Below are 21610 nucleotides of genomic sequence, written 5' to 3' on the forward strand. Positions count from 1 at the left end.
AGTCTATCTTTCCGCCCGCCATTAGTTTAGAAAAATCTGAACTAAGTATTTGCCCGTAGCGATTCTTCCCGGTCACTACATTTCGCAGAATCGGCCCACAGCGGTACCCGTCTCTCCCCGAGCGGCTACCTGCATAAATAAAACAACGACGATGAGGCCTTACCCGTGGACAAGATTCTTCACCAACCACTGGGCGGCAATGAAATGCCGCGCTTCGGCGGCATCGCCACCATGCTGCGACTCCCCCATTTGCCATCTGCTGCCGGCCTGGACGCTGCCTTTATCGGCATCCCGCTGGACATCGGCACGTCCCTGCGCCCCGGCACCCGCTTCGGGCCGCGTGAAATCCGCGCTGAATCGGTGATGATCCGTCCGTACAACATGGCCACCGGCGCTGCGCCGTTCGACTCGCTGTCGGTTGCCGACATCGGTGACGTGGCGATCAACACCTTCAACCTGCTGGACGCCGTGCGGATCATCGAAGAGGCCTACGACAATATCCTCGAACACGATGTGATCCCCCTGACGCTGGGTGGCGACCACACCATCACCCTGCCGATCCTGCGTGCCATCCATAAAAAGCACGGCAAGGTCGGCCTGGTGCACATCGATGCTCACGCCGATGTGAACGATCACATGTTCGGCGAGAAAATCGCCCACGGCACCACCTTCCGTCGCGCTGTAGAAGAAGGTCTTCTGGATTGCGACCGCGTAGTGCAAATTGGCCTGCGGGCTCAGGGTTACACCGCTGATGACTTCAACTGGAGCCGCAATCAAGGCTTCCGTGTGGTTCAGGCTGAAGAATGCTGGCACAAATCCCTGGCGCCGCTGATGGCCGAAGTTCGCGCGAAAGTCGGCGACGGTCCGGTGTACCTGAGTTTCGATATCGACGGCATCGATCCGGCCTGGGCACCTGGCACCGGCACCCCGGAAATCGGCGGTCTGACGACCATTCAAGCGATTGAAATCGTGCGCGGCTGCCAAGGCCTCGACCTGGTCGGCTGCGATTTGGTAGAAGTCTCGCCAGCGTACGACACCACCGGCAACACCTCGCTGCTGGGCGCCAACCTGTTGTACGAAATGCTCTGCGTACTGCCAGGCGTGGTCCATCGCTGAGGATCGGTCATGAACGAACGTGATCAGGTACTCAATGCCGCCGCCGAACTGGTGTCGGCCTTTGCCCGAAACGATCGCGAAGCCTACTTCGGCGCTTTCAGCATCGACTCAAGCTTCGTGTTCTACACCCTCGAGCAGCCTCTGCTGTCGCGCGATGCCTACCAGGCGTTGTGGGACAGCTGGCGCGCCGAGGACGGCTTCGAGGTGCTGTCGTGCACCTCGAGCAACGCCTTTGTCAGCCTGCAGGGTGACGTGGCGATTTTCATCCATGACGTGGCCACCGAGCTGCGCATGCAAGGGGAGCAACACTTCAGCCAGGAACGCGAGACGATTGTTTTCAAGAAACAGGCGTCTGGCCAAGAACAACAAGGCCTATGGCTGGCCTGCCACGAACATTTGTCCGCAATGCCGGAAGGGCTGCCAACCCCTTAGCCAAACAGGTGACGCTCACGCACGATGAGCGCGCCTTTATGATCGGAGCAGATCATGAATAACAACAACAAAGACCAAAGCCTTACGCAAATTGAAACCTACGGGGTCGAGCAGATCCCGGACAACGAACGCACCGCAGGCCCGACGGACTTGTTCCGGATGATCTTCGGCGGTTCCAATACCTTCGCCACCGCCGTGCTCGGCAGTTTTCCGGTACTGTTCGGCCTGTCTTTTCAGGCGGGCGTCTGGGCGATTGTGCTGGGTGTGTTGCTGGGCTCGCTGATCCTCGCGCCAATGGGCCTGTTCGGACCGATCAATGGCACCAACAATGCGGTGTCGTCCGGTGCGCATTTCGGCGTGCACGGGCGGATCGTCGGTTCGTTCCTGTCGCTTCTGACTGCTATCGCCTTCTTCTCGCTCTCGGTATGGAGTTCGGGTGATGCGTTGATCGGTGGTGCGAAACGCCTGATCGGCCTGCCAGAAACCGACCTGACCCTGGGCCTGGCCTACGGTCTGTTCGCGATCCTGGTGCTGACGGTGTGCATCTACGGCTTCCGCTTCCTGCTGTGGGTTAACAAGATCGCGGTGTGGAGCGCCAGCCTGTTGTTCCTGCTGGGCGTCTTCGCCTTCGCCGGTCCTTTCGATGTGAACTACGCCGGCAGCGTCAGCCTCGGTCAACCGGGTTTCTGGGCGGCTTTCATCGGCGCTGCGCTGGTGGCAATGAGTAACCCGATTTCCTTCGGGGCGTTCCTCGGTGACTGGTCGCGCTACATCCCGCGTGACACCTCCAAGCGCCGGATCATGGCCGCCGTGGTGATCTCGCAGATCGCGACCTTCATCCCGTTCCTGTTCGGCCTCGCCACCGCCACCATCGTAGCGATCAAGGCACCGGACTACATCGCGGCCAACAACTACGTCGGCGGCCTGCTGGCGGTGTCGCCGAGCTGGTTCTTCCTGCCGGTGTGCCTGATTGCGGTGATCGGCGGCATGTCCACCGGCACCACGTCGCTGTATGGCACCGGGCTGGACATGTCCAGTGTGTTTCCACGGGTCCTGTCGCGGGTTAAAGCGACGCTGCTGATCGGTGTGATGTCGATTGCCTTCATCTTCATCGGGCGCTTTGCGGCGAACCTGGTGCAGAGCGTGTCGACCTTCGCCGTGCTGATCATCACCTGCACCACTCCATGGATGGTGATCATGATCATCGGCCTGCTGGTGCGTCGCGGCTTCTACTGCCCGGATGACCTGCAAGTGTTCACCCGTGGCGAAAAAGGTGGCCGCTACTGGTTCACCCACGGCTGGAACTGGCGTGGCCTGGGCGCCTGGATCCCGAGTGCCGCGGTCGGTTTGTGCTTCGTGAACCTGCCGGGGCAGTTTGTCGGGCCGCTCGGAGATCTGGCCGGCGGGATCGACATCAGCCTGCCGGTAACCCTCGGCCTGGCCTCGCTGGTGTACCTGACGCTGCTGAGCCTGTTCCCGGAATCGGCTGCGGTGTTCGGCCCCAACGATGCACGCAGCAAGGGCACGGATTCGCTCGGTAAACCGGCGATGCGACAAGCCGCCTGATTCAACTCGCAGAAATTGTGTCGAGGAGCTTTTGTGGCGAGGGGGCTTGTCGGAACGCCGCATCGCCCCGTTCGACTGCGCAGCAGTCGCAATACAAACAACCGGTTCTGACTGAAGAACCGCGCTATCAGGTTTTGGGGCCGCTTCGCGACCCAACGGGGGCAAGCCCCCTCGCCACAATTAAGTGTTCCATCGCATCACTGCTATTCAGCCTCACCATAAAAAAGACAATCGGAGACACGCCATCATGGCTTTGGATTTATTCGTCGTACTCATCTACGCCGCCGCGATGCTGATGCTCGGCTATTACGGCATGCGCAAGGCCAAGACCAACGAAGACTTTTTGGTCGCCGGTCGCAACCTCGGCCCGAGCATGTACATGGGCACCATGGCCGCCACCGTTCTGGGCGGCGCGTCCACTGTCGGCACCGTGCGCCTGGGCTACGTCCATGGCATCTCCGGTTTCTGGCTGTGCGCGGCACTCGGCTGCGGGATCGTGGCGCTGAACCTGTTCCTCGCCAAACCGCTGCTGAAACTGAAAATCTACACCGTTACCCAAGTGCTGGAAAAACGCTACAACCCGATGGCCCGCTCCGCGAGCGCGGTGATTATGCTGGCGTATGCGCTGATGATCGGCGTAGTTTCGATCCTGGCAATCGGCACCGTGCTGCAAGTGCTGTTCGGCCTGCCGTTCTGGGTCTCGGTATTGCTCGGCGGTGGCGTGGTTGTGATCTACTCTGCGATCGGCGGCATGTGGTCCCTGACCTTGACCGACATCGTCCAGTTCGTGATCAAGACCGTGGGCCTGATGTTCATCCTGTTGCCGATCTGCCTGTACCGCGTTGGCGGCTGGGATGAATTGGTGTTGAAACTGCCGGCCACTGCCTTCAGCTTCACCACGATTGGCTGGGACACCATCATCACCTACTTCATGATCTACTTCTTCGGGATCCTGATCGGCCAAGACATCTGGCAGCGTGTGTTCACCGTCAAGAGCGCCAAAGTGGCTCAGGTCGCCGGTACCTTCGCAGGCTTCTACTGCATCCTTTACGGCCTGGCCTGCGCCCTGATCGGCATGGCCGCTCACGTGCTGATCCCGGACCTGGACAACGTCAACAACGCTTTCGCCGCCATCGTCAAACTGTCCCTGCCGGACGGTATCCGTGGTCTGGTGATCGCCGCGGCCCTGGCGGCCATGATGTCCACTGCCAGCGCCGGCCTGCTCGCCGCTGCCACCACACTGACCGAAGACTTGCTGCCGAAACTGCGTGGAGGCAAACAGTCGAGCCTGGGCATGAACCGCCTGTTCACCCTGTTGACCGGCATCGTCGTACTCGGCATCGCTCTGGTCGTACATGACGTGATCAGCGCGCTGACCCTGGCTTACAACCTGTTGGTGGGCGGCATGCTGATCCCGCTGATCGGCGCGATCTTCTGGAAACGCGCAACCACAGCCGGCGCCATCGCCAGCATGGGCCTGGGCTTTGCCACTGCGCTGTTGTTCATGATCAAGGACGGTATGGACGCCAATACTCCGATCTACTACAGCCTCGGCGTGGGCCTGGTGAGTTTCGTGGTGGTCAGCCTTCTGTCCCGTCGCCCGGCCGTAGTGGCGAGCGCTGCCTAAGATTTCTATAACGACCTGATGCTTTCTTCGGCGGGTGTGGCGTCGGTTGCCACACCCGTTTTTTTTCGCCTGAAGGAATTTGCCCATGAAGATCGTCAGCCGCGATCAGTGGTTCGAGGTCAAACAGCTCAGCGACGGTATCCGCCTGATTCACGAGCCATACATTCGGCCTTTTTACCGCTGCAACCTCTGGCACATTCAGGGCCGCGACAAGGACTTGCTGCTGGACAGCGGTTCCGGGCTGGTCAGCCTGCGCGAGCAATTGCCATGGCTCACCGAACGACCGCTGGTAGCGGTGGCCAGCCATTGCCATTTCGACCACATCGCTGGCCATCACGAGTTCCCCGAACGGCTGGTGCATCCGGCCGAAGCGCAGATCCTCGCCGAGCCCGACGGAGACAACACCCTGAGCAAGGCTTTCGTCGGTGACGACATGTTCGAGGCTCACCCCGACTGCCCATTGTGCTACGCCGAATACCGGGTCAAAGCCGCGCCGGCCACCGGTTTTATCGAAGACGGCGACGTGCTCGATCTCGGTAATCGGGTCCTGCAAGTGCTGCACACGCCGGGTCATTCACCCGGTGGCATCAGCCTGTATGAAGCGGCGACTGAAACCCTGTTCAGTGGCGACATCATCTACGACGGGCCGCTGATCGAAAACGCCTACCACTCCAACCTCAATGACTACGCCCGCAGCCTGCAACGCTTGCGCGCGATGCCGATCCGCACGGTGCACGGCGGGCATTTCGGGAGTTTTTCCGGGAAGTATCTGCGCTCGATGATTGACGAGTGGCAGCGCCGACACGCCTGAAGCCTGCTGTACTCAGCGTCAGGGACCTCATAACGTTCTCGAAGAAGGACCTCATGACAAGAGCCGCCGTTCGCGCCGCCGTGCATCGTCGCATCCGCCGCCTGCTGGAAAACCAGGATGACTTCGACGACAACACCAACCTGATGCAGTTGGGATTGGACAAAGAGGATATTGAAGAGCTGATCTTCCGTCTGGAGGATCAGTTGGGGTTGACGGCGTTTACCGCCGAAGAAGACCGGATACTCAAGACGGCCAGGACGGCGAATGACTTGACCCGGTTTTTGATTGAGATTGGGCGGTATTGAAACGGATTGCTAAATACATTTTTTGTGGCGGATGCAATTACCTGTGGTGAGGGGGCTTGCCCCCGTTGGGCCGCAAAGCGGCCCCAAAACCATTCAGCCTAGCGTATCAGACAGAATGCGGTGCGCCGGTTTACGACTGCTTCGCAGCCGAACGGGGGCAAGCCCCCTCGCCACAACAAGCCAGCTAACCAAATAGGCCCAGGCGTTTACCGACGGCGCTGCTGGCGGCGACGTTGTTCGTCATCAGTGCGAATTGGCACCGGTTGCAGAGGCGGTTCAATCAAACCGAGTGCGACACCCAGGTCATGCAGCCAGTTTTGGATTTTCTCTTTCATGATGCCCCCCTTCAGGGTCGTGCCGAGCGGCCGAAGTTCTGTAGCCCCTTCGCACTGATAATAGTCCGAAGTCCTACGCAATGCTCGCTCAAGATCGCAATGATCTGTTACTGAATTGATCCAAATCCTTGGACGTTCGTTCAAACATTTGCCTGGGCCTGGACCGTTGCCGACGGATACACCGCCTGCTGCTGCTCGATCCACGCATTCAAATTGGCCCCGACCATGCCTTTGCGCCACATCAGCCAGGTGGTCGCGCTGGCAAACGGCTCGGCCAACGGGTGCAACGCCACGCTTTCACGCCCCGGCAGGCTGGCGAGCATCGACTCCGACATCAGCGCCACGCCAGAGCCGGCAATCACGCAGGCCAGCATTCCCGGATAAGACTCGATCTCCATGGCCCGGCCCATCGCCGCATGGTCATGGGCAAACCAGGCTTCCAGGCGCATTCGGTAGGAACAGCCCTGGCGAAACGTAAACACCGAACGCCCTTCGACATCCAGCGCACTGCGCACCGGCGGATGATCGGCCTCGCTGATCAACACCAACCGTTCGTCGCACAACGGCACGCCATCGAGCCCGGCCAGTTCCAGCGGACCGTCCACCAGTGCCGCATCGAGGCGCCCGGTGAGCAGCCCTTCGAGCAATTCGCCGCTGGGCCCCGACTGCACTTGCAGATTCACCGCCGGGTAGCGCCGGTGATAAAGCGCCAATAGCTCTGGCAAGTGAATCGCGGCGGTGCTGTACATGGTGCCCAGTACAAAATCCCCGGCCGGTTGCCCGCCCTGCACCGCCGCGTGGGCTTCGTCGTGCAAGGCGAACAGCTTGGCGGTGTAGTCCAGCAGGACTTTTCCCGCAGGCGACAACTGCAAACGCTGACGCTCGCGCACGAACAATTCGACACCGAGTTGCTCTTCGAGCTGTTTAAGCCGGGTCGACAGGTTGGAGGGCACGCGATGCAGGCGTTCGGCGGCTCGGGTAATGGACCCCTCCTCCGCCACTGCCTGGAAGATCCGCAATTGGCTGAATTCCACGCCATTCTCCAAATCAGAACAAGTTTCTCACTATTATTCATTTTTAAAGAAAGTCAATCAGTCCTAGCCTGACGGTCATTGATCCTCGAAACGGAACTCAGACCATGTCCCCGCTGATTCGCTTAACCGCCAGCTTTGTCGCCCTGATGATGGCCATGGGCATCGGGCGTTTCGCCCTCACCCCACAACTGCCGCACTTGCTCAGCGAGGGTCAGATCGACCTGACTGCCGCTGGTCTGATTGCCGCCGCCAACTACCTTGGTTACTTCGTCGGCGCGGTGGATGCGATGTTCGCCCGTCGCCCCGATCAGGTTCGCAGGCGCCTGCTCGGCGGTTTGTGGTTGTGTGTATTGCTGACCCTGGCCTCGTTCTGGGCCAACGGGTTCTGGGCGCATCTGGCGCTGCGTTTCGGCACGGGCGTGGCCAGTGCCTGGGTGCTGGTGATGATTACCGCGTTGAGCCAACCGCTGGCAGCGGCGGCCGGTCGTCCGCGACTCGGCGCCTTGGTGTTTGCCGGACCGGGTCTGGGGATTTTTCTGACAGGGTTGTTGGCCTTGGGCTCGAACCTGCTGGGGCAAACATCCGCGACCTTGTGGTTGGTGTATGCCGCTGTCGGGCTGGTGATGCTGCTGGCGATTCTGCCGTTCCTGCCGCAGCCGGCCGCCACTTCAAGGGTGACACCGCTTGCCACCAAGTCGGCCGCCCAAGGCGTCGGACGCTTACCGGTAATCTATGGGTTGTACGGTCTGGGCTACATCATCCCGGCCACTTTCCTCTCACAAATGGCCAGCGCGCAGTTCCATGGGCAATGGCAAGCCGATCTGTTCTGGCCGTGCTTTGGTCTGGCGGCGGCGGTCGGGGTCGTGTTGGTGAGCCTGCGTCGGCACAACCCGAACGCAACTCGTCATTGGCTGATGGTGACGCTATGGCTACAGGCCGCCGGGGTGTTTGCTTGCATGTTGGGCAGCGGTGCCGGCCTGGCACTGGGGGTGATTCTGTGTGGCGGGCCGTTCCTGGCCTGCATGCAACTGGTGATGCAGCGCTCCCGGGAACTGGCGCCCCACGCCACCCAGCGCAATGCCGGGCTGCTGACCGCGTGCTTCGCCGTGGGTCAGTTCAGCGGGCCGTTGCTAGCCGCGTTGAGCAGCCATTTCAGCGGTGGCTTGCAACCCGCGCTGGTGATCGCCGGCGGCGGTTTTATCATTGCCGCAGGTTTGCTGCTGCGCCCGATCAGGGTTGCCCAAGTGCTTTGCGCAAACGACGGCGCACCCACTGCTCTGCGCTCACAAAAGTGATCCCGAGCAAAACCAGTACCGCGCCGATCACAAAGTTCAGGCTCAGCTCTTCACCCAGCAGCACCACGCCGAACGTGACGCCGAACAACGGCGTCATGAACGAAAACACCGCGAGGTTCGACGCCAGGTAACGGCGCAGTAGCCAGAACCACGTCAGGTAACTGAAGAACGACACCACCAATCCCTGAAACAGCACGCTGGCCACCGCCACCGTGGTCAGGCTGACATGGGTGACCTGACCGCTGAGGATCGCGATCAGCAGCAGGCCGACGAAGCCGACGATCAGTTGATAAAACAGCGTCAGGGTCACTGGCGCTTCCGACAGACGCGAGGCACGCACAACCACGGTGGTCGCGCCCCACGACGCGCCGGCCAGTACACCCAGGGCATCGCCCATCAACATGCGGTGGTCAAGATTGTCCCAGGACACCCCACCGGCAAACGCAATGGCAATGCCAATGAACGCCAGAAAAATCCCCAGCCACTGCACCGGTCTTAAACGCTCACTCGGCAGCAACCAATGCACGCCCAACGCGGTAAAGATCGGCGCGGTGTAGAGAAACACCGACATGTGCGCCGCCGTGGTCAGTTGCAGACCTTCGGCAATGAAGAAGAACTCCAGGCCAAACAACGCGCCGGCCAGCAAGCCGCCGCGCCAGGTAGTCCCGACCTGATCCCAGCCGCCCTTCCAGCAGATCAACAATCCTACGAGCAACGCGGAAATACCCGACCGCCCCGCCGCCTGCATGACCGGAGCGATGTCGGGCGCCGCCCATTTGATCATCACCTGTTGCACACCCCAGATCAGGCACAGCCCGACCATCACTTGCAGGGCAAACCCATCGGCGCTACGCCGGGTGGCGCTCACCGGAACACCTCGACAACACAATCCATGGCAGTGACTCGACAGTAAAAGCAAAGCCCCGGCGTTCCTGCTGAACAGAGGGTGCCGGGGCGAAAAATTATGCTGTCGATTATTAACCAGATGGACAGAAAAAGGTGCCTGCAAAAGACCTTTAAATCGCCACGTACGTCATCCAGCGATGACCAGAGCCGCCGATTGCTGTGCCTGCTCTCGCCTGGCCAGCGCGAAGTACAGGACGCCGCCGAGGAAGCAGCCGGTGAACCAGGCGAAGTTGGCCATCGGCTGCAACACCGGGATGAAAGTGATCGCAACGCCCATCAGGGTGGCTGGAATCAACGCCTTGACCGCCGTCCAGTTGATCCCGCCGCTGTAGTAATAACGCCCGCTCGGGCCGTCATTGAACAGCGCATCGACGTCGATCTGCTGCTTTTTGATCAGGTAGTAATCCACCAGCAGAATCCCGAACAGTGGGCCGATGAACGCCGCCAGCACGTCGAGGGTGTAGTGAATCACTTCAGGGTTGTTGAACAGATTCCACGGGGTAATGAAGATCGATGCCACGGCGGCGATCATGCCACCCGCACGCCAACTGATTTTGCTCGGGGCGACGTTGGCGAAGTCGAACGCCGGGGACACAAAGTTGGCGACGATGTTGATGCCGATGGTCGCGGTGACAAAGGCAAAGGCGCCGAGCAGCACCGCCACGCTGTTGTCGATGCGCGCCACGGTGGCGATCGGGTCGTGAAGCATTTCACCGAACACCGGCAAGGTGCCGGAAACGATCACCACGGTCACCAGCGAGAACGCCAGAAAGTTTACCGGCAGCCCCCAGAAATTGCCGCGACGCACGTCATTCATGCTGCGGCAGTAGCGACTGAAATCACCGAAGTTCAGGGTCGGACCGGAAAAGTACGACACCACCAATGCCGTTGCCACGATCACCTGGCCAAAGGCTTCCCAGCCAGACAGGGATTTCTCCGCCAGGGTGAAGCTGATGTTGCTCCAGCCGGCCTGCCAGACGATCCAGCCGGCGAGCAGGAACATCACGCCATAGACCACGGGGCCGGCCCAGTCGATGAAGCGGCGGATCGACTCCATGCCGGTCCAGAACACCAGCGCCTGGACGAACCACAGGCTGAGGAAACCGAACCAGCCGAGGTAGGACAAACCGGCAAAGTGCGGTTCGGCGTAGGTCGCCATCGAAGGAAAAAACCGCAGCACGACGATGATGAGTGCACTGGACGCCAGGTACGTTTGAATCCCGTACCAGGCCACCGCAATCAGGCCGCGAATAACCGCAGGAATATTCGCCCCGAACACCCCGAACGCCAGTCGGCAGATCACCGGGTAAGGCACCGCGGCTTGCTGACTCGGCTTGGCCACCAGGTTGGCGATCAACTGCACGATGCAAATCCCGCCGAGCAAGGCAATCAACACCTGCCAACTCGCCAACCCCAGCGCAAACAGGCTGGCGGCGAACACATAGCCGCCGACGCTGTGCACGTCGCTCATCCAGAAGGCAAAGATGTTGTACCAATTCCATTTCTGCGGCAGCGGCCCCAGGTCCTGGTTATACAGGCGTGGGCTGTAGCCGTTGGGCAATTGTTCGGTCATCGCGGGGCTCCTCGAAAGTACAGGCGCGGCCCCCGAGATTGATGCGGCGACCACACTGCGTACGGGAGCCGGCATGGTTTGTATACGAGTTACTACGCAGAATGCGTGCCATACGATCTAAAGGTGTGACAAATCTGGCTTTCGGCCCTGTTCAGAGCACAACCTTCAAGACGTAGAGGGGGTGATAATGCCCATGAACAGGGCGTCCGCGCCTGCAAACGGTGCAGGACGTTATGTATACAAAGAGATGGGTGACTGCTACGCAGTCGATCGCGAGCAGGCTCGCTCGCACATGAAATTCGTGGTGAGCCCGGTTTTTTTGCGTCCAACGGCTACCGTAGGAGCTGCCGCAGGCTGCGATCTTTTGACTTTAAAAGAGATCGCAGCCTGCGGCAGCTCCTACGGGGGCCGGCGTAAGGTCAGCTGAGTTCGATACGATCAGCGTGAATGACGATCTGGCCGTTCTTGTACAACGCACCGATGGCCTTTTTGAAGTTGCCCTTGCTGACACCGAACATACTGCTGATCAGCGTCGGGTCGCTCTTGTCGCTGACTGGCAGGGTGCCGTTGTTGTCGCGCAACTTGGCGAGAATCTTCGAGTTCAGACTGGTGGCGGCGGCTTCGCCCACCGGTTGCAGGCTCAAGCTGATCTTGCCGTCGGCACGGACTTCTTTGATAAAGCCCTTCTCTTCTTTACCGGCGCGCATGAACTTGAAGATTTCGTTCTTGTGGATCAAGCCCCAGTGCTTGTTGTTGATGATTGCCTTGAAGCCCATATCGGTCGCTTCGGCTACCAGCAAATCAACTTCCTGGCCCGGGGTGTAGTTGGCCGGCGTCTTGTCCAGGTAACGGTCCAGACGTGCCGTCGCGGTGATGCGCCGGGTGTGTTTGTCGAGGTAGACGTGCACCACGACATATTCGCCGGCGGTCATCTGGCGCTTTTCTTCGGAATACGGCAGCAGCAGATCCTTCGGCAAGCCCCAATCCAGGAACACGCCGATGCTGTTGACTTCAACGACTTTCAAACTGGCGAATTCACCGACCTGAACTTTCGGCTTTTCGGTGGTGGCGATAAGTTTGTCATCGCTGTCCAGATAAATAAAAACGTTGAGCCAATCTTCATCTTCGCTGGGAATATCTTTGGGAATATAACGATTAGGCAGAAGGATTTCGCCATCCGCGCCACCGTCCAGATATAAACCGAAGTTAGTGTGTTTAACCACTTGCAAACTGTTGTAGCGCCCGACTAAAGCCATGTCCAATACCCTCATTGCGTGGGCGGCATTCTACCCGGTTTTGCGGGCGGCGTTCGGCGGGCCGGCCCGGTGGCGCGAGAAAATCCGCGCAAGGCCCTAATTTCCCTGGGTTTGGCGGGCGTGTTTGGCCGCTCGTCAGGCCGTTCGGGCGGTCTGGACCGTGGCCAGCCCATCCGAAAAGCACTATTTTTCCACTGAGGTTTTTAGTTAAAACAGCAGCTTAGGGGACTATTCCAAATAATAACTTGCGATTATTCGCGCACCTGCCGTGTGTATTTCGGGAGGATATTTACCAAGCAATTGTCAAGTATTTCCTGTACGATGCCTGGCCAAGTTAATTTCTACAGGTTAATGGCCGCCATGCGTGTAAAAGCATCCAACAGCAAAGCAAAGCCAGCTCCAGCCGTTGAAACCAGTGAATCGATCAACAATCAGATCGCTGCGTTCCTCAAGTCCGGTGGCGAGATCCAGCAAATTGCCAAAGGCGTCAGCGGCCAGACGTTCGGCCCGTCCAAGCAGATCACGCTGGGCAAAAAGTAATTCCCCCGCTTTAACTGGTCCCTAAGCGCTTTGAGCTTCGAAGCGCTTGGACTGGAACCCTCCAGCAACACCCCATAAAACAAATCAATATTTCAACAATCGACGAACGGCCCTCGATGCCGAACATTCGCCGGTATGCTTGCACGTGTCTGGATCAAGCCTTTCAGCAGGTTTTCACCACCTGCTCCTCGCAGCTCATGGAGTGACGCATGCTCAAACCCTCTCTTTTCCTGCTCGCCAGCCTGTTGTGGTGTTCGGTCGCCCATGCGCAAGTCTTCCAGCGCGAATTGGGCTAATCGGCTGAACTGCCGGGCTCGCCCCACGATCACATAAGAGAACCCAATAAGAAGCCAGGTCTTCGCAAGGACTCGCCATGTCTCATTGGCTGAAACAGATCACCGTCATCCTCACGCTCAGCCTCACCATCGCCGCCTGCACCCGCGTGGGTCTGGCTTACCGCAACCTCGACGTGATCATTCCCTGGACGCTCAGCGACTACCTGGACATGAACCGCCAGCAAAAAGACTGGTTGAACGAGCGGCTCAAGGAACACCTGCGCTGGCACTGCACCACACAATTACCCGGTTACCTCGACTGGCTGAATCGTTTACAGACCATGATCGAGACCAACCAGATCACCGACTCTGAGCTGCAAGCCCGTACCCAGGAAGCCAAACAAGCCATCGCCGAAACCGCCCGGGAAATCACCCCATCGGCCATCGAACTGTTGCAAGGGCTGGATGACAAGCAAGTCGCGGAAATGAACGACGCTTTCGCCAAGGACCTGCGCAAACGCCAGGAGGAATACCTCAAGCCACCTCTAGAGCAACAGATCAAAGAGCGAAGCAAGCGCATGGAAAAACGCCTGAATGCCTGGCTCGGACCACTCAGCCCAACCCAACAGCAACGGGTGATGGCCTGGTCGAACGCCCTGGGGGATCAGAACAAGGAATGGATTGCCAACCGCGTCCATTGGCAACAGCAATTCAGCGCGGCGGTAGCGCAACGTCAGAGTCCGCAATTCCCACAGCAAATCGAGACACTTCTGGTTGATCGCGAGAGTTTATGGACCCCCGCTTACCGTGTGGCCTATGCCAACACCGAAGCCCAGGCTCGGGCATTGCTGGTGGACTTGATGGCCGAGAGCACGCCGTTTCAGCGTCAACGGTTGCTGCAAAAGATTGAGGACATGCGCAAGGATTTCACTGATTTGAAGTGTCTGAAAGCGGCGCAACGAGGATAGGTTCTAAAGCTGCAAGCTTCACGCAATCTGAGCCTTCGACGCCACTTCATCAAACGTCAATTCATCCAGCGCATCTTCCTGCTCATCCAGCACCTGGCGCGGATGCTCATTTCCCGGGATGCTGCTGTCGATCAGGCTCAACAAACTCGAGCCCCGGGGTGTCAAAATGTAATTCTCGCCATTGCCACCCTGATCCTCCGGCCGAGGCTCGATATACCCCCGCAACAGTAATATTTTTTCGTACTCACCGGCCATCGTTTTCAGGCGATCCAGATTCTCGAACGGCTCGCCCGCGGAGGCTTTCGCCGCCGCATACTGCTCGGCATAAGGCCGTGGAGTGAAACTGCGGCCAGCACTGTTCTGCACTTCGTGCAGTAAATGCTCGATCAAATCCCAGTTATAAGTCGTCATCCTGATCAACCTCCAGTGCCCACGAGTGAAATGGCCTTCATAGGTTGTGACCGACAGGGAGTGCAGCCGTTCAGCCGAGTTCTTTCCCCCAACCGACCGGCGGCCTGTCGATTTGAGCGCAGGCCAAACGACTAGGCTGTGTAAGACGGTTTACCCCTCTGCGCGGATCGACTATCGCCACAGCAAGCAGGAGAAATCAGCATGAACATACAGAATCATCCGGTCGTGTCCCGGGAAGAATGGGTCGCGGCCCGCAAACAACACCTGGCCCACGAAAAAGCCTTCACCAAAGAACGAGACAAACTCAGCGCCGAACGCCGCGCCCTGCCCTGGGTAAAAATCGACAAACCCTACCGCTTTCAGGGCCCCAACGGCGAACTGAGCCTGACCGACCTGTTCGGCGGCCGCAGCCAGTTGATCGTCTACCACTTCATGTTCGCCGCCGGCTGGGACGAAGGCTGCCCCGGCTGCTCGTTCCTCTCCGACCACATCGACGGCGCCAACCAACACCTGGCCCACCACGACGTCGCCGTGGTCGCGGTTTCCCACGCACCGTTCGCCGAATTCCAACCGTTCAAACAGCGCATGGGCTGGAAATTCGATTGGGTCTCATCTGAAGGCTGCGACTTCAACTACGACTTCGGTGTCTGCGCCCGGGCCGAAGACGTCACCGCCGGGAAAGCGACTTACAACTACGAAAAAACTGACGGCGTTGAGGAAGAACTTCCAGGGCTTAGCGTGTTTTATCGCAACGAAGCGGGGGAGATTTTCCATACCTATTCTACGTATGCCCGCGGCCTGGATTTGCTGGTCGGCGCCTACAACTACCTCGACCTCACGCCTAAGGGGCGTAATGAAGAGGAGATCATGGATTGGGTGAGGCATCACGATCGGTATGAAGACAAGGTGTCAGCTAGTTGCTGCCATGGGGGGAATGCTGAAGGATGAAGACTATAGTCAGCCCGGTAGCCCAAAAGGCGACCGGGTTTGGCAACCCAACCACAAAGAGTCCCTATCTATGACAGAGATTCCACCCATGGATAGATATATGGGTCGCCCAATTTGCCTAGTGATTACAAATAACTGAGTGTCCTTTACGCAGAAGGCATGCTCTTCACGGGAATGCGTTCCTGAAGCTGAGTTATATCGTAGACATGCTGCTCACAGCGGCTACCAACAAACTGGAACTCCACCAAATAGACCTTGCTTCTTTCTGGTGTGAAAGTGGTTTTGATCGGGCCGCAGCTATAGATACTCCCAACACCCGCGCCATTCGAATAACCCGACACCTGGAATGGCTGATCGACATCCGCCTGCACTTCCAGCTGCGGGAAGCGTTTAAGCGTGGCGCTGTTGGCCGCTTCGTTGAGTTTGGCGATCCAGCCGAAGACCTTGCCCTGACCTGAGTCCACCACGGTTCCAAGCACCTCCATACGCTTGTCGGGATCCGCTGCGCGAAGGATCGAGAACTCTACCGGGGTAGTGCTACCTGATGCTTTCATGATGATCTTGGCGTGTTGCGCATCGACGGCCACTTTGTTCTGGTGCAGCTGAATACCGTCCGTCAACAGGCTGGGGGAAGAGTCCCGGACGTTGGAATGGCAGCCCGGTAATGCCAGAATCAGGGTGAGTGCTAGTAATGTGGTTCTTTTCACGTCTGAATATCCTTTAAAGCGTATGTTCAGTTGATGAGAAAATATCTGTCAAAGCGGAGTTTCATAAATTCTGAATTCTCCGTATGCAGACCTTTAAGGTCCAATCGCATATAGAGTAAGAACAAGGCACCGCCCCATTTTTTGCCATTCTCAGGATAAACGTGGTCTGTCCCCGTTTTTCATAAAACTAAACAAATATATCCGTACCTTCTTCTACTTTTCCGCTCAAAGCTCCATTGCTCTGCGTATCTTTACCCGTAGTGGCGGCACTGGTGATCACACTGCAACGCGCAACATTTTTATTTCTTGAGACTTACCATTCATACAGATTACACCTGCCACCAAAGCCCCCCTACTCATTGCAGCCTCTATCTTCATAGAATATCCAATAGTCTCAGAGTCAAGTTTCAGACATTGAACCAGGGCTTTTAACCAGGATGTCGAATATTGCACATGTGGGCCTAAAGATGAATTATCTAACTGCAACCCACCGTCATCATCAAGAATCTTCAATCCAAGAAGCAAAGTCACTTCCCCATCGACCTCAGAGAATCCCAACTGATCGTTATTGAAGTCTCCACCATATTGACCTGGAATCAATACAGCGCCATATCTTTGCACTAAGGACTCAAATAGCCGACTTCGAAGTATCGCTTGCTCCGGCTGATTATTCATAATAACGCTCCCGAGCCAATTAGAAGCTCACTTCAGAAAACTGTAAATTGGATTGTAATTAGCCAGGGGTTTAACCGGAAGCCACTCAACAGGTATGTAAGGTGTGTCAACCCGGACTTCATAACCATGACGCCAGGCAATTTTGGCATAAATCACGCCAAAAGTAGAAATCAGACCTTCGGAAAAGCCACTTTCAATACTGAGTCTTTTCTTTATTGAAGCCGGCGAGCTTAACTCTATCAAAGCAGCCTCCATTCCAGCTACATCACCGTTCGCAAGCGCCATAAAGAAATCATTATCCAGAAAAAACATTTTTTTCGGCCCTTTTGGTGGATTGGCACTCATCCGCAAGCAACGCTCGACTAATTGAGAAAAGTCCCCTTTAACTGCCAAGATTATCTGGTAGGCTAAAAAATCTGCGGTTGTCGTCGACTGAACTCTTTTTTCGTCAATAATTTCACTACAGTGACAAAACCAGTCAATAAGTGAAGCATTATCCGAGACAAGCGCCCTCATAAAGTCCATTGTTTTTGGAAGCAAATTCATTTTATCGCTTTGAAGCATAAACTGGTATTTATGCAGACATCCAGAGACGTAAAACCAGTTTTTCATAACCTCAAGATCGGCGCCTTCAAACCACGCATATATGCCTTTCGCGAAAGCATACGACGAAAGCCTTCCTGCACATGCAACAGGATTACCTTGATTGCTTTCAATATTGACTATATAGCCATCCACATCAAACCCACCATCTAGATGGGATTTGGTGTGCTCCAGCCTGTCTTTAGCCCTCGCCTTCCCCGGACCATAACTCTCAAATGAATTCACCCCAACAACCTCACTTCAACTTCGCCATTATTAATTGACCAACAGGAAAAGGGGACGGATTTATTTCCTAGCCACCGCACGAGCCAAACAAATAAATCCGTCCCCTTTCCTAGCCTTTCCTATGCAAATTCCCTAGACAAAAATCACTCCAGTTTCAGTTGCGCATCGCCTTGCCCTGCCAAGACTTCGTTCAAGCAGCGCATCCAATCCTTCCAAACTGCGGGATCGGCAGTCTCACCATCTGCAAGATAACTCATACTGCCCAACAGTGAACCCAACTCATCCGACTTTGTTCGCTTATACACATCTACTAGAAATTCATACATTGCAAGATACGCGAGTTCAGGTGTTAAATTTTCGGTGTTCATTGCTATTTCCCTTTCGACGGTCCAGTGGCTGGATTGAAACCTCGCGACGTCGTATTCAATCCGCCATTTGAACAACCCAGCTTCGCCAAAAGCGGGCTCCATCTTCCTGTAAAAGGCGTATTACAAAGTAGGCAGATTTATTTGGGAGCTCTCTATGCGCACTCAAATAAATCCACCCTCTTTAGTCTTTGCATCATTAAGATTGCGTTAACAAATACAATCTTTCTCTTTCCCCAATAACATCCAACCGGTCGAACTCCCTGACAAAGCTCTCCATCTCAGAAGCCATATCACAATTAAACTTCCACAACGCCGTTGCGCCAACATTCTGGATAAACTCCAGCCCATCTAAAATATCTTCTGAACCCTCAAAAGTTAACACCTTCATCTCCGCCATCAGATTTTTCAGCAAATTTAGCACATAACCGTTGCACTCTGAAGAGAAAAGCTCCTGGTACATGGCAGGCTCGTTACGGACAAAATCCTCCGAAAAAACGAAGCTCCCATCGATATAATTTATGCAGAATTCTAGAACAGGAAGCCGCCTTCCTTTTTGATGCAAAAATAAGAAATAAATAATCTGCAGGGTGATTTCACACATTTATAAACCACCTTAAAGGCTGAATATGCCAAACTTCTTTAGTTACAGGATTATAAACCATCTCCATCGAACCATTCGTATAACGATAGAATCCAGCCATCCTATCCGGGGTCACCGCCGTTGCTGTTTTTAAGACCTCATCCGCCTGAACAAAGGGTGCCCCAGTTAAGGGAAAAGGGGACAGATTTATTTCCTAGCCACCGCACGAGCCAAACAAATAAATCCGTCCCCTTTTCTGACTCCTTTTCTGACTCTTTTCACGTCTGAATGCCCTTTAAAGCGTATGGTCGACTGATGAGAAAATATCTGTCAAAGCGGCGCGTCATAAACACTGAGTTCGCTATAGGGGGACTGCCATCTCCAAAAGCGCGCCCTCCCCACTTTTCTTTCTCAGCACCTCTCGCCATTAAAATTAAAAATAGTCCAACCAATCATTCGAATCAATAAACGTTTTCTTCATCAGGTCAGGATATTTATTTTTAGCCAGCTCAACATACTCTGGCTTTAGATTAATTTCTATAAACGCCGAGCGCTCATCTTCCAACGACAAAGCTTTTACTTCAAATACCGCACCATCCCCCTCCGAAAAAGAGCCTATCACCTTGACCCGATGAAAAACAAAACTCTTCCCTCCTCCCAAAGGAGAGATACTATCTCGAACCGAAAATGCGATATCGGAATTCGCTATCTTTATCTTTTTACCAGACTTATATGGATCAGGAAACCGCTCTTCGATCACATACAACTCAGCATCAATAACGACAAGCCAGCCTGTTACCTCCACCAATTCCCTACTCTTTATTAACTGCTCTATTTGATCACGACCATACAGTTCACTAACATCCATAATCACTTACCTATCACGATAGCATTGACACCATGCGACATTGCACCATCCAAGATACTGGCCATGACACCACGTGGCCCGGTATATGAATCTCGCGTCATATAATATGTCGCGCCTCCCTCAGCCCGAACACTATCAACAATCATAAAGTGGCAACCATCACCAGCTTTAACTTGCACGATCACGGCAGTCCCGTTTTGCAGCGCATTATTTAACTGCCTTGGAAACATGTCTGTTTCTACAGTATTTCTAACACCTGCGGGAAAACGGGGACAGACCCTGAGGGATCCCCACAAATCTACCCCAGCGCCTGCGCCTGTTGATGTACCTCGGCTCGCAATACGTGCTCAAGTCTCTCCAAGGTTTTTCGAGAGTTCGAGCCGCGTCCGCTACGCCAGTATTCCAAACCCAGCCGCCACAGCGACAACACCCGTCGGCGTTTAAGGCTATTGCTTTGAAAGCGATGTTCATGACCCGCTTCACGGGCCTGCAACCCCGTTAAACAAATGATGTAGTTAGCCAAAGCTGAGATCAGTAAAAGCACTTCGATTCGGTGCGGGCAGTGACTCCGATGGCGAGCCACGCCAACTCCAAAGTACTCGTTTTTTACATCCCTGAAGCCTTCTTCTATCTGCATACGCTGCTTGTAAATGGCCACGATTCTCGATGGATTCCATTGATCCTCCGGCAGGTTGCTGGCCAATAACCAAGGCTCTCGTTCACGATTAGCCGATTGTCTGCTGAGTTTGTTTTTAGCGATTGAACCGGTGACACGCTGGTGTTTACGACCCTTTGCCGAATGCCTGACGCAGTACAAATGGATGAAGTGCGGAGCACTTTGGGTCATCTCGATCTGACCCAGTGATTTCGGTGAGGACGACGCCAGAGCGTAGAGGTTTTTAACCGGCAGCCAAGTGTGTGCGTCGTTGCGGTAAAGGTCCCGGTTACGCACTCGCCCCACGTAATACCAACCTTTCGCCTCGACGGCTTTGATCCATGGCCGGCGAAAACCCGCATCAGCGACAAGGATCGGAACGCAGTCTTTGGGGAGCATTTCGGCCAAGGTTTGCAACAACCGTTTTTGATATTTCGGACAACCCTCGCGTTCATGAACACTCTCGTAAATGGGGAACGAACGTCCTGCCAAAGGAATGGCAGCGCGCAACAAAAAGAACTCTCCAGCCGCATCGATCGGCGACCAATCGACCAGGATCAACGGATGTCTCAGCGACCCCAGCAAGGCTCGCAACATGACCCAGTAAAACAGCGAGCGCTCGGTTTGCAGATGCCGATTACCCAGCAACCGATCTACTCGTTTGATGGCGTGTTTGGGGTAAGCCTTGCCTGACATGAATCGACCAAGCCCCGTCAGAGTGAGCCGACGTCCTTGGAGTAATGCGCTGACACAACACATCAATGTTTTCAGACGACGAGAATGGACAGTGGGAAGTGCTTGAGCGAGCGCGCTGTGTAAGAATCGGATGGCCTGCATGGGTTCGGATCTTGTTTTTGTGTGGTGCAATACAAGCTGCCGCCCCATGCAGGTCTCTACAATTCCCAACTTCTTGATTTCTCGTAGGAAAAAGCGGGGATTTCTCAGGGGCTGTCCCCGTTTTTCTCAATCGGCTCTATTAGCTGACTGCTTACCTCGCGAACTGAGCTTCAAACACAGCCTTCAGCTATGGCTGGCGCTGCGACAATATGGCGGCTCTGACGAAGAGGATGGCCTGTCAAATTTATTGACGCTGATCGCTCAAAGGCGCGTTGGAAACCAACCCGGTCGTATCGAGCCGCGAGCCATAAAACGAAGACCTCAAGCCTACCCCTTGCTGACCAAATCACGTCGGTCAGCAAGGGTGGATGTCAGGAAAAATGGGCACGCTAAACATGTTAGGTAAGTGCCATTCAAATCCGCCCCCATTTCTTACCTTTAAGTCGCTTTATTATTCCCTATTGAAAATCTCATACACCCATTTGGCCAACACTTCCGGTGACGTCGTTTCTTTTCTTAGACATTCTTCACCGCGATCTTTCGCAACAATGGACAGCTTCCCAGCTTCAGAAATCTCAATATAGGGAGCACCAAACTCATCCACTTCAGTTCCTAAAGGAAATTTCTCATATGGATTTCCCTGCTCACGCGCATATTTGAAAAAATAATCGGCTAACTGCTCAAGATCCATTGT

The 21610-nt window shown here is 55.7% G+C and carries 24 protein-coding genes and 2 pseudogenes; 12 read left to right on the plus strand and 14 right to left on the minus strand.

What is annotated here, in order from left to right; genetic code table 11:
* The first annotated feature begins 165 nt into the window (after window positions 1-165).
* The 6 genes from speB to ACEN9A_RS22190 all read left to right on the plus strand — a co-directional run bounded on the left by speB (window position 166) and on the right by ACEN9A_RS22190 (window position 5857).
* A complete protein-coding gene (gene speB, locus ACEN9A_RS22165) occupies window positions 166-1116 on the plus strand; it encodes an agmatinase (protein ID WP_019648049.1) in 951 nt (316 codons plus the stop codon).
* A gap of 9 nt (window positions 1117-1125) precedes the next feature.
* Window positions 1126-1548 carry a YybH family protein gene (locus ACEN9A_RS22170; protein WP_258670654.1) on the plus strand — a complete coding sequence of 141 codons (423 nt, stop codon included), beginning with the start codon at window positions 1126-1128 and terminating at the stop codon, window positions 1546-1548.
* A 54-nt stretch (window positions 1549-1602) separates the two neighbouring features.
* Window positions 1603-3114 (plus strand): purine-cytosine permease family protein, encoded by a 1512-nt coding sequence (locus tag ACEN9A_RS22175; protein WP_258670657.1) that lies wholly within the window; start codon window positions 1603-1605, stop codon window positions 3112-3114.
* Between the two features lie 247 nt (window positions 3115-3361).
* Window positions 3362-4741, plus strand: coding sequence for a sodium:solute symporter family protein (locus ACEN9A_RS22180; protein WP_007942152.1), 1380 nt, complete (start codon window positions 3362-3364; stop codon window positions 4739-4741).
* An 85-nt stretch (window positions 4742-4826) separates the two neighbouring features.
* The gene (locus tag ACEN9A_RS22185) at window positions 4827-5552 is read left to right on the plus strand and encodes an MBL fold metallo-hydrolase (RefSeq protein ID WP_258670660.1); all 726 of its coding nucleotides are present in this window, start codon (window positions 4827-4829) and stop codon (window positions 5550-5552) included.
* Between the two features lie 53 nt (window positions 5553-5605).
* Window positions 5606-5857 carry a phosphopantetheine-containing protein gene (locus tag ACEN9A_RS22190; RefSeq protein ID WP_026345692.1) on the plus strand — a complete coding sequence of 84 codons (252 nt, stop codon included), beginning with the start codon at window positions 5606-5608 and terminating at the stop codon, window positions 5855-5857.
* 206 nt (window positions 5858-6063) lie between these two features.
* On the opposite strand, the gene ACEN9A_RS22195 is transcribed toward ACEN9A_RS22190, so the two are convergent.
* A complete protein-coding gene (locus ACEN9A_RS22195; RefSeq protein WP_007914492.1) occupies window positions 6064-6192 on the minus strand; it encodes a PA1414 family protein in 129 nt (42 codons plus the stop codon).
* 140 nt (window positions 6193-6332) lie between these two features.
* A complete protein-coding gene (gene ptrR, locus ACEN9A_RS22200; protein ID WP_258670662.1) occupies window positions 6333-7226 on the minus strand; it encodes a putrescine utilization regulator PtrR in 894 nt (297 codons plus the stop codon).
* 104 nt (window positions 7227-7330) lie between these two features.
* On the opposite strand from ptrR, the gene ACEN9A_RS22205 reads away from it, so the two are divergent.
* Window positions 7331-8521, plus strand: a complete 1191-nt coding sequence (locus tag ACEN9A_RS22205; RefSeq protein ID WP_258670665.1) for an MFS transporter — start codon at window positions 7331-7333, stop codon at window positions 8519-8521.
* Here the strand turns inward: ACEN9A_RS22205 and ACEN9A_RS22210 are convergent.
* The 3 genes from ACEN9A_RS22210 to ACEN9A_RS22220 form a co-directional block, all read right to left on the minus strand.
* Window positions 8457-9389 (minus strand): DMT family transporter, encoded by a 933-nt coding sequence (locus tag ACEN9A_RS22210; protein ID WP_258670667.1) that lies wholly within the window; start codon window positions 9387-9389, stop codon window positions 8457-8459. The genes ACEN9A_RS22205 and ACEN9A_RS22210 overlap by 65 nt on opposite strands.
* 165 nt (window positions 9390-9554) lie before the next feature.
* A complete protein-coding gene (locus ACEN9A_RS22215) occupies window positions 9555-11000 on the minus strand; it encodes an NCS1 family nucleobase:cation symporter-1 (protein WP_019648041.1) in 1446 nt (481 codons plus the stop codon).
* A gap of 419 nt (window positions 11001-11419) precedes the next feature.
* Window positions 11420-12256, minus strand: coding sequence for a CvfB family protein (locus tag ACEN9A_RS22220; protein WP_007942143.1), 837 nt, complete (start codon window positions 12254-12256; stop codon window positions 11420-11422).
* A 351-nt stretch (window positions 12257-12607) separates the two neighbouring features.
* On the opposite strand from ACEN9A_RS22220, the gene ACEN9A_RS22225 reads away from it, so the two are divergent.
* The 3 genes and pseudogenes from ACEN9A_RS22225 to ACEN9A_RS22235 all read left to right on the plus strand — a co-directional run bounded on the left by ACEN9A_RS22225 (window position 12608) and on the right by ACEN9A_RS22235 (window position 14039).
* Window positions 12608-12796 (plus strand): PFL_1563 family small protein, encoded by a 189-nt coding sequence (locus tag ACEN9A_RS22225; RefSeq protein ID WP_017337097.1) that lies wholly within the window; start codon window positions 12608-12610, stop codon window positions 12794-12796.
* Window positions 12797-13005: 209 nt separating this feature from the next.
* Window positions 13006-13089, plus strand: a pseudogene (locus ACEN9A_RS22230) (TorF family putative porin); the annotation flags it as partial.
* Between the two features lie 80 nt (window positions 13090-13169).
* Entirely contained in the window at window positions 13170-14039 is an 870-nt protein-coding gene (locus ACEN9A_RS22235) for a DUF6279 family lipoprotein (RefSeq protein WP_258670671.1), read from the plus strand.
* An 18-nt stretch (window positions 14040-14057) separates the two neighbouring features.
* On the opposite strand, the gene ACEN9A_RS22240 is transcribed toward ACEN9A_RS22235, so the two are convergent.
* On the minus strand, window positions 14058-14450 hold the full coding sequence (locus ACEN9A_RS22240) for a hypothetical protein (protein WP_018929896.1): 393 nt from the start codon (window positions 14448-14450) through the stop codon (window positions 14058-14060).
* A 201-nt stretch (window positions 14451-14651) separates the two neighbouring features.
* Between ACEN9A_RS22240 and ACEN9A_RS22245 the strand changes: the two genes are divergently transcribed.
* Window positions 14652-15398, plus strand: coding sequence for a DUF899 domain-containing protein (locus ACEN9A_RS22245; RefSeq protein WP_258670674.1), 747 nt, complete (start codon window positions 14652-14654; stop codon window positions 15396-15398).
* A gap of 146 nt (window positions 15399-15544) precedes the next feature.
* Here the strand turns inward: ACEN9A_RS22245 and ACEN9A_RS22250 are convergent, their stop codons facing one another.
* The 7 genes from ACEN9A_RS22250 to ACEN9A_RS22280 form a co-directional block, all read right to left on the minus strand.
* The gene (locus ACEN9A_RS22250; protein ID WP_258670676.1) at window positions 15545-16105 is read right to left on the minus strand and encodes a hypothetical protein; all 561 of its coding nucleotides are present in this window, start codon (window positions 16103-16105) and stop codon (window positions 15545-15547) included.
* 276 nt (window positions 16106-16381) lie between these two features.
* A complete protein-coding gene (locus ACEN9A_RS22255; RefSeq protein WP_258670678.1) occupies window positions 16382-16780 on the minus strand; it encodes a hypothetical protein in 399 nt (132 codons plus the stop codon).
* A gap of 27 nt (window positions 16781-16807) precedes the next feature.
* The gene (locus ACEN9A_RS22260) at window positions 16808-17608 is read right to left on the minus strand and encodes an immunity 49 family protein (RefSeq protein ID WP_258670681.1); all 801 of its coding nucleotides are present in this window, start codon (window positions 17606-17608) and stop codon (window positions 16808-16810) included.
* A gap of 143 nt (window positions 17609-17751) precedes the next feature.
* Entirely contained in the window at window positions 17752-17976 is a 225-nt protein-coding gene (locus tag ACEN9A_RS22265; protein WP_258670683.1) for a hypothetical protein, read from the minus strand.
* 196 nt (window positions 17977-18172) lie between these two features.
* Window positions 18173-18577: a hypothetical protein gene (locus ACEN9A_RS22270; protein WP_258670686.1), complete on the minus strand. Its 405-nt coding sequence runs from the start codon at window positions 18575-18577 to the stop codon at window positions 18173-18175.
* A gap of 412 nt (window positions 18578-18989) precedes the next feature.
* Window positions 18990-19424 carry a hypothetical protein gene (locus tag ACEN9A_RS22275; RefSeq protein ID WP_258670690.1) on the minus strand — a complete coding sequence of 145 codons (435 nt, stop codon included), beginning with the start codon at window positions 19422-19424 and terminating at the stop codon, window positions 18990-18992.
* 298 nt (window positions 19425-19722) lie between these two features.
* Complete coding sequence (locus ACEN9A_RS22280; protein WP_258670692.1) at window positions 19723-20916, minus strand: IS4 family transposase; 1194 nt, start codon at window positions 20914-20916, stop codon at window positions 19723-19725.
* A 124-nt stretch (window positions 20917-21040) separates the two neighbouring features.
* Here ACEN9A_RS22280 and ACEN9A_RS22285 point away from each other — a divergent pair.
* Window positions 21041-21322 (plus strand): annotated as a pseudogene (locus tag ACEN9A_RS22285) (IS4 family transposase); the annotation flags it as partial.
* Between the two features lie 45 nt (window positions 21323-21367).
* On the opposite strand, the gene ACEN9A_RS22290 reads toward ACEN9A_RS22285, so the two are convergent.
* Entirely contained in the window at window positions 21368-21607 is a 240-nt protein-coding gene (locus tag ACEN9A_RS22290) for a hypothetical protein (RefSeq protein WP_028939943.1), read from the minus strand.
* Window positions 21608-21610: the final 3 nt, after the last annotated feature.

This window comes from Pseudomonas sp. Pseusp18 (assembly GCF_059506005.1).

Bases quoted from the DNA above. Each gene is read 5' to 3' on its own strand.
- ACEN9A_RS22170 (WP_258670654.1), top strand. From the start codon at position 1,126: ATGAACGAACGTGATCAGGTACTCAATGCCGCCGCCGAACTGGTGTCG.
- ACEN9A_RS22175 (WP_258670657.1), top strand. From the start codon at position 1,603: ATGAATAACAACAACAAAGACCAAAGCCTTACGCAAATTGAAACCTAC.
- ACEN9A_RS22180 (WP_007942152.1), top strand. From the start codon at position 3,362: ATGGCTTTGGATTTATTCGTCGTACTCATCTACGCCGCCGCGATGCTG.
- ACEN9A_RS22185 (WP_258670660.1), top strand. From the start codon at position 4,827: ATGAAGATCGTCAGCCGCGATCAGTGGTTCGAGGTCAAACAGCTCAGC.
- ACEN9A_RS22190 (WP_026345692.1), top strand. From the start codon at position 5,606: ATGACAAGAGCCGCCGTTCGCGCCGCCGTGCATCGTCGCATCCGCCGC.
- ACEN9A_RS22195 (WP_007914492.1), bottom strand. From the start codon at position 6,192: ATGAAAGAGAAAATCCAAAACTGGCTGCATGACCTGGGTGTCGCACTC.
- ACEN9A_RS22205 (WP_258670665.1), top strand. From the start codon at position 7,331: ATGTCCCCGCTGATTCGCTTAACCGCCAGCTTTGTCGCCCTGATGATG.
- ACEN9A_RS22215 (WP_019648041.1), bottom strand. From the start codon at position 11,000: ATGACCGAACAATTGCCCAACGGCTACAGCCCACGCCTGTATAACCAG.
- ACEN9A_RS22220 (WP_007942143.1), bottom strand. From the start codon at position 12,256: ATGGCTTTAGTCGGGCGCTACAACAGTTTGCAAGTGGTTAAACACACT.
- ACEN9A_RS22225 (WP_017337097.1), top strand. From the start codon at position 12,608: ATGGCCGCCATGCGTGTAAAAGCATCCAACAGCAAAGCAAAGCCAGCT.
- ACEN9A_RS22235 (WP_258670671.1), top strand. From the start codon at position 13,170: ATGTCTCATTGGCTGAAACAGATCACCGTCATCCTCACGCTCAGCCTC.
- ACEN9A_RS22240 (WP_018929896.1), bottom strand. From the start codon at position 14,450: ATGACGACTTATAACTGGGATTTGATCGAGCATTTACTGCACGAAGTG.
- ACEN9A_RS22245 (WP_258670674.1), top strand. From the start codon at position 14,652: ATGAACATACAGAATCATCCGGTCGTGTCCCGGGAAGAATGGGTCGCG.
- ACEN9A_RS22255 (WP_258670678.1), bottom strand. From the start codon at position 16,780: ATGAATAATCAGCCGGAGCAAGCGATACTTCGAAGTCGGCTATTTGAG.
- ACEN9A_RS22265 (WP_258670683.1), bottom strand. From the start codon at position 17,976: ATGAACACCGAAAATTTAACACCTGAACTCGCGTATCTTGCAATGTAT.
- ACEN9A_RS22270 (WP_258670686.1), bottom strand. From the start codon at position 18,577: ATGTGTGAAATCACCCTGCAGATTATTTATTTCTTATTTTTGCATCAA.
- ACEN9A_RS22275 (WP_258670690.1), bottom strand. From the start codon at position 19,424: ATGGATGTTAGTGAACTGTATGGTCGTGATCAAATAGAGCAGTTAATA.
- ACEN9A_RS22280 (WP_258670692.1), bottom strand. From the start codon at position 20,916: ATGCAGGCCATCCGATTCTTACACAGCGCGCTCGCTCAAGCACTTCCC.
- ACEN9A_RS22290 (WP_028939943.1), bottom strand. From the start codon at position 21,607: ATGGATCTTGAGCAGTTAGCCGATTATTTTTTCAAATATGCGCGTGAG.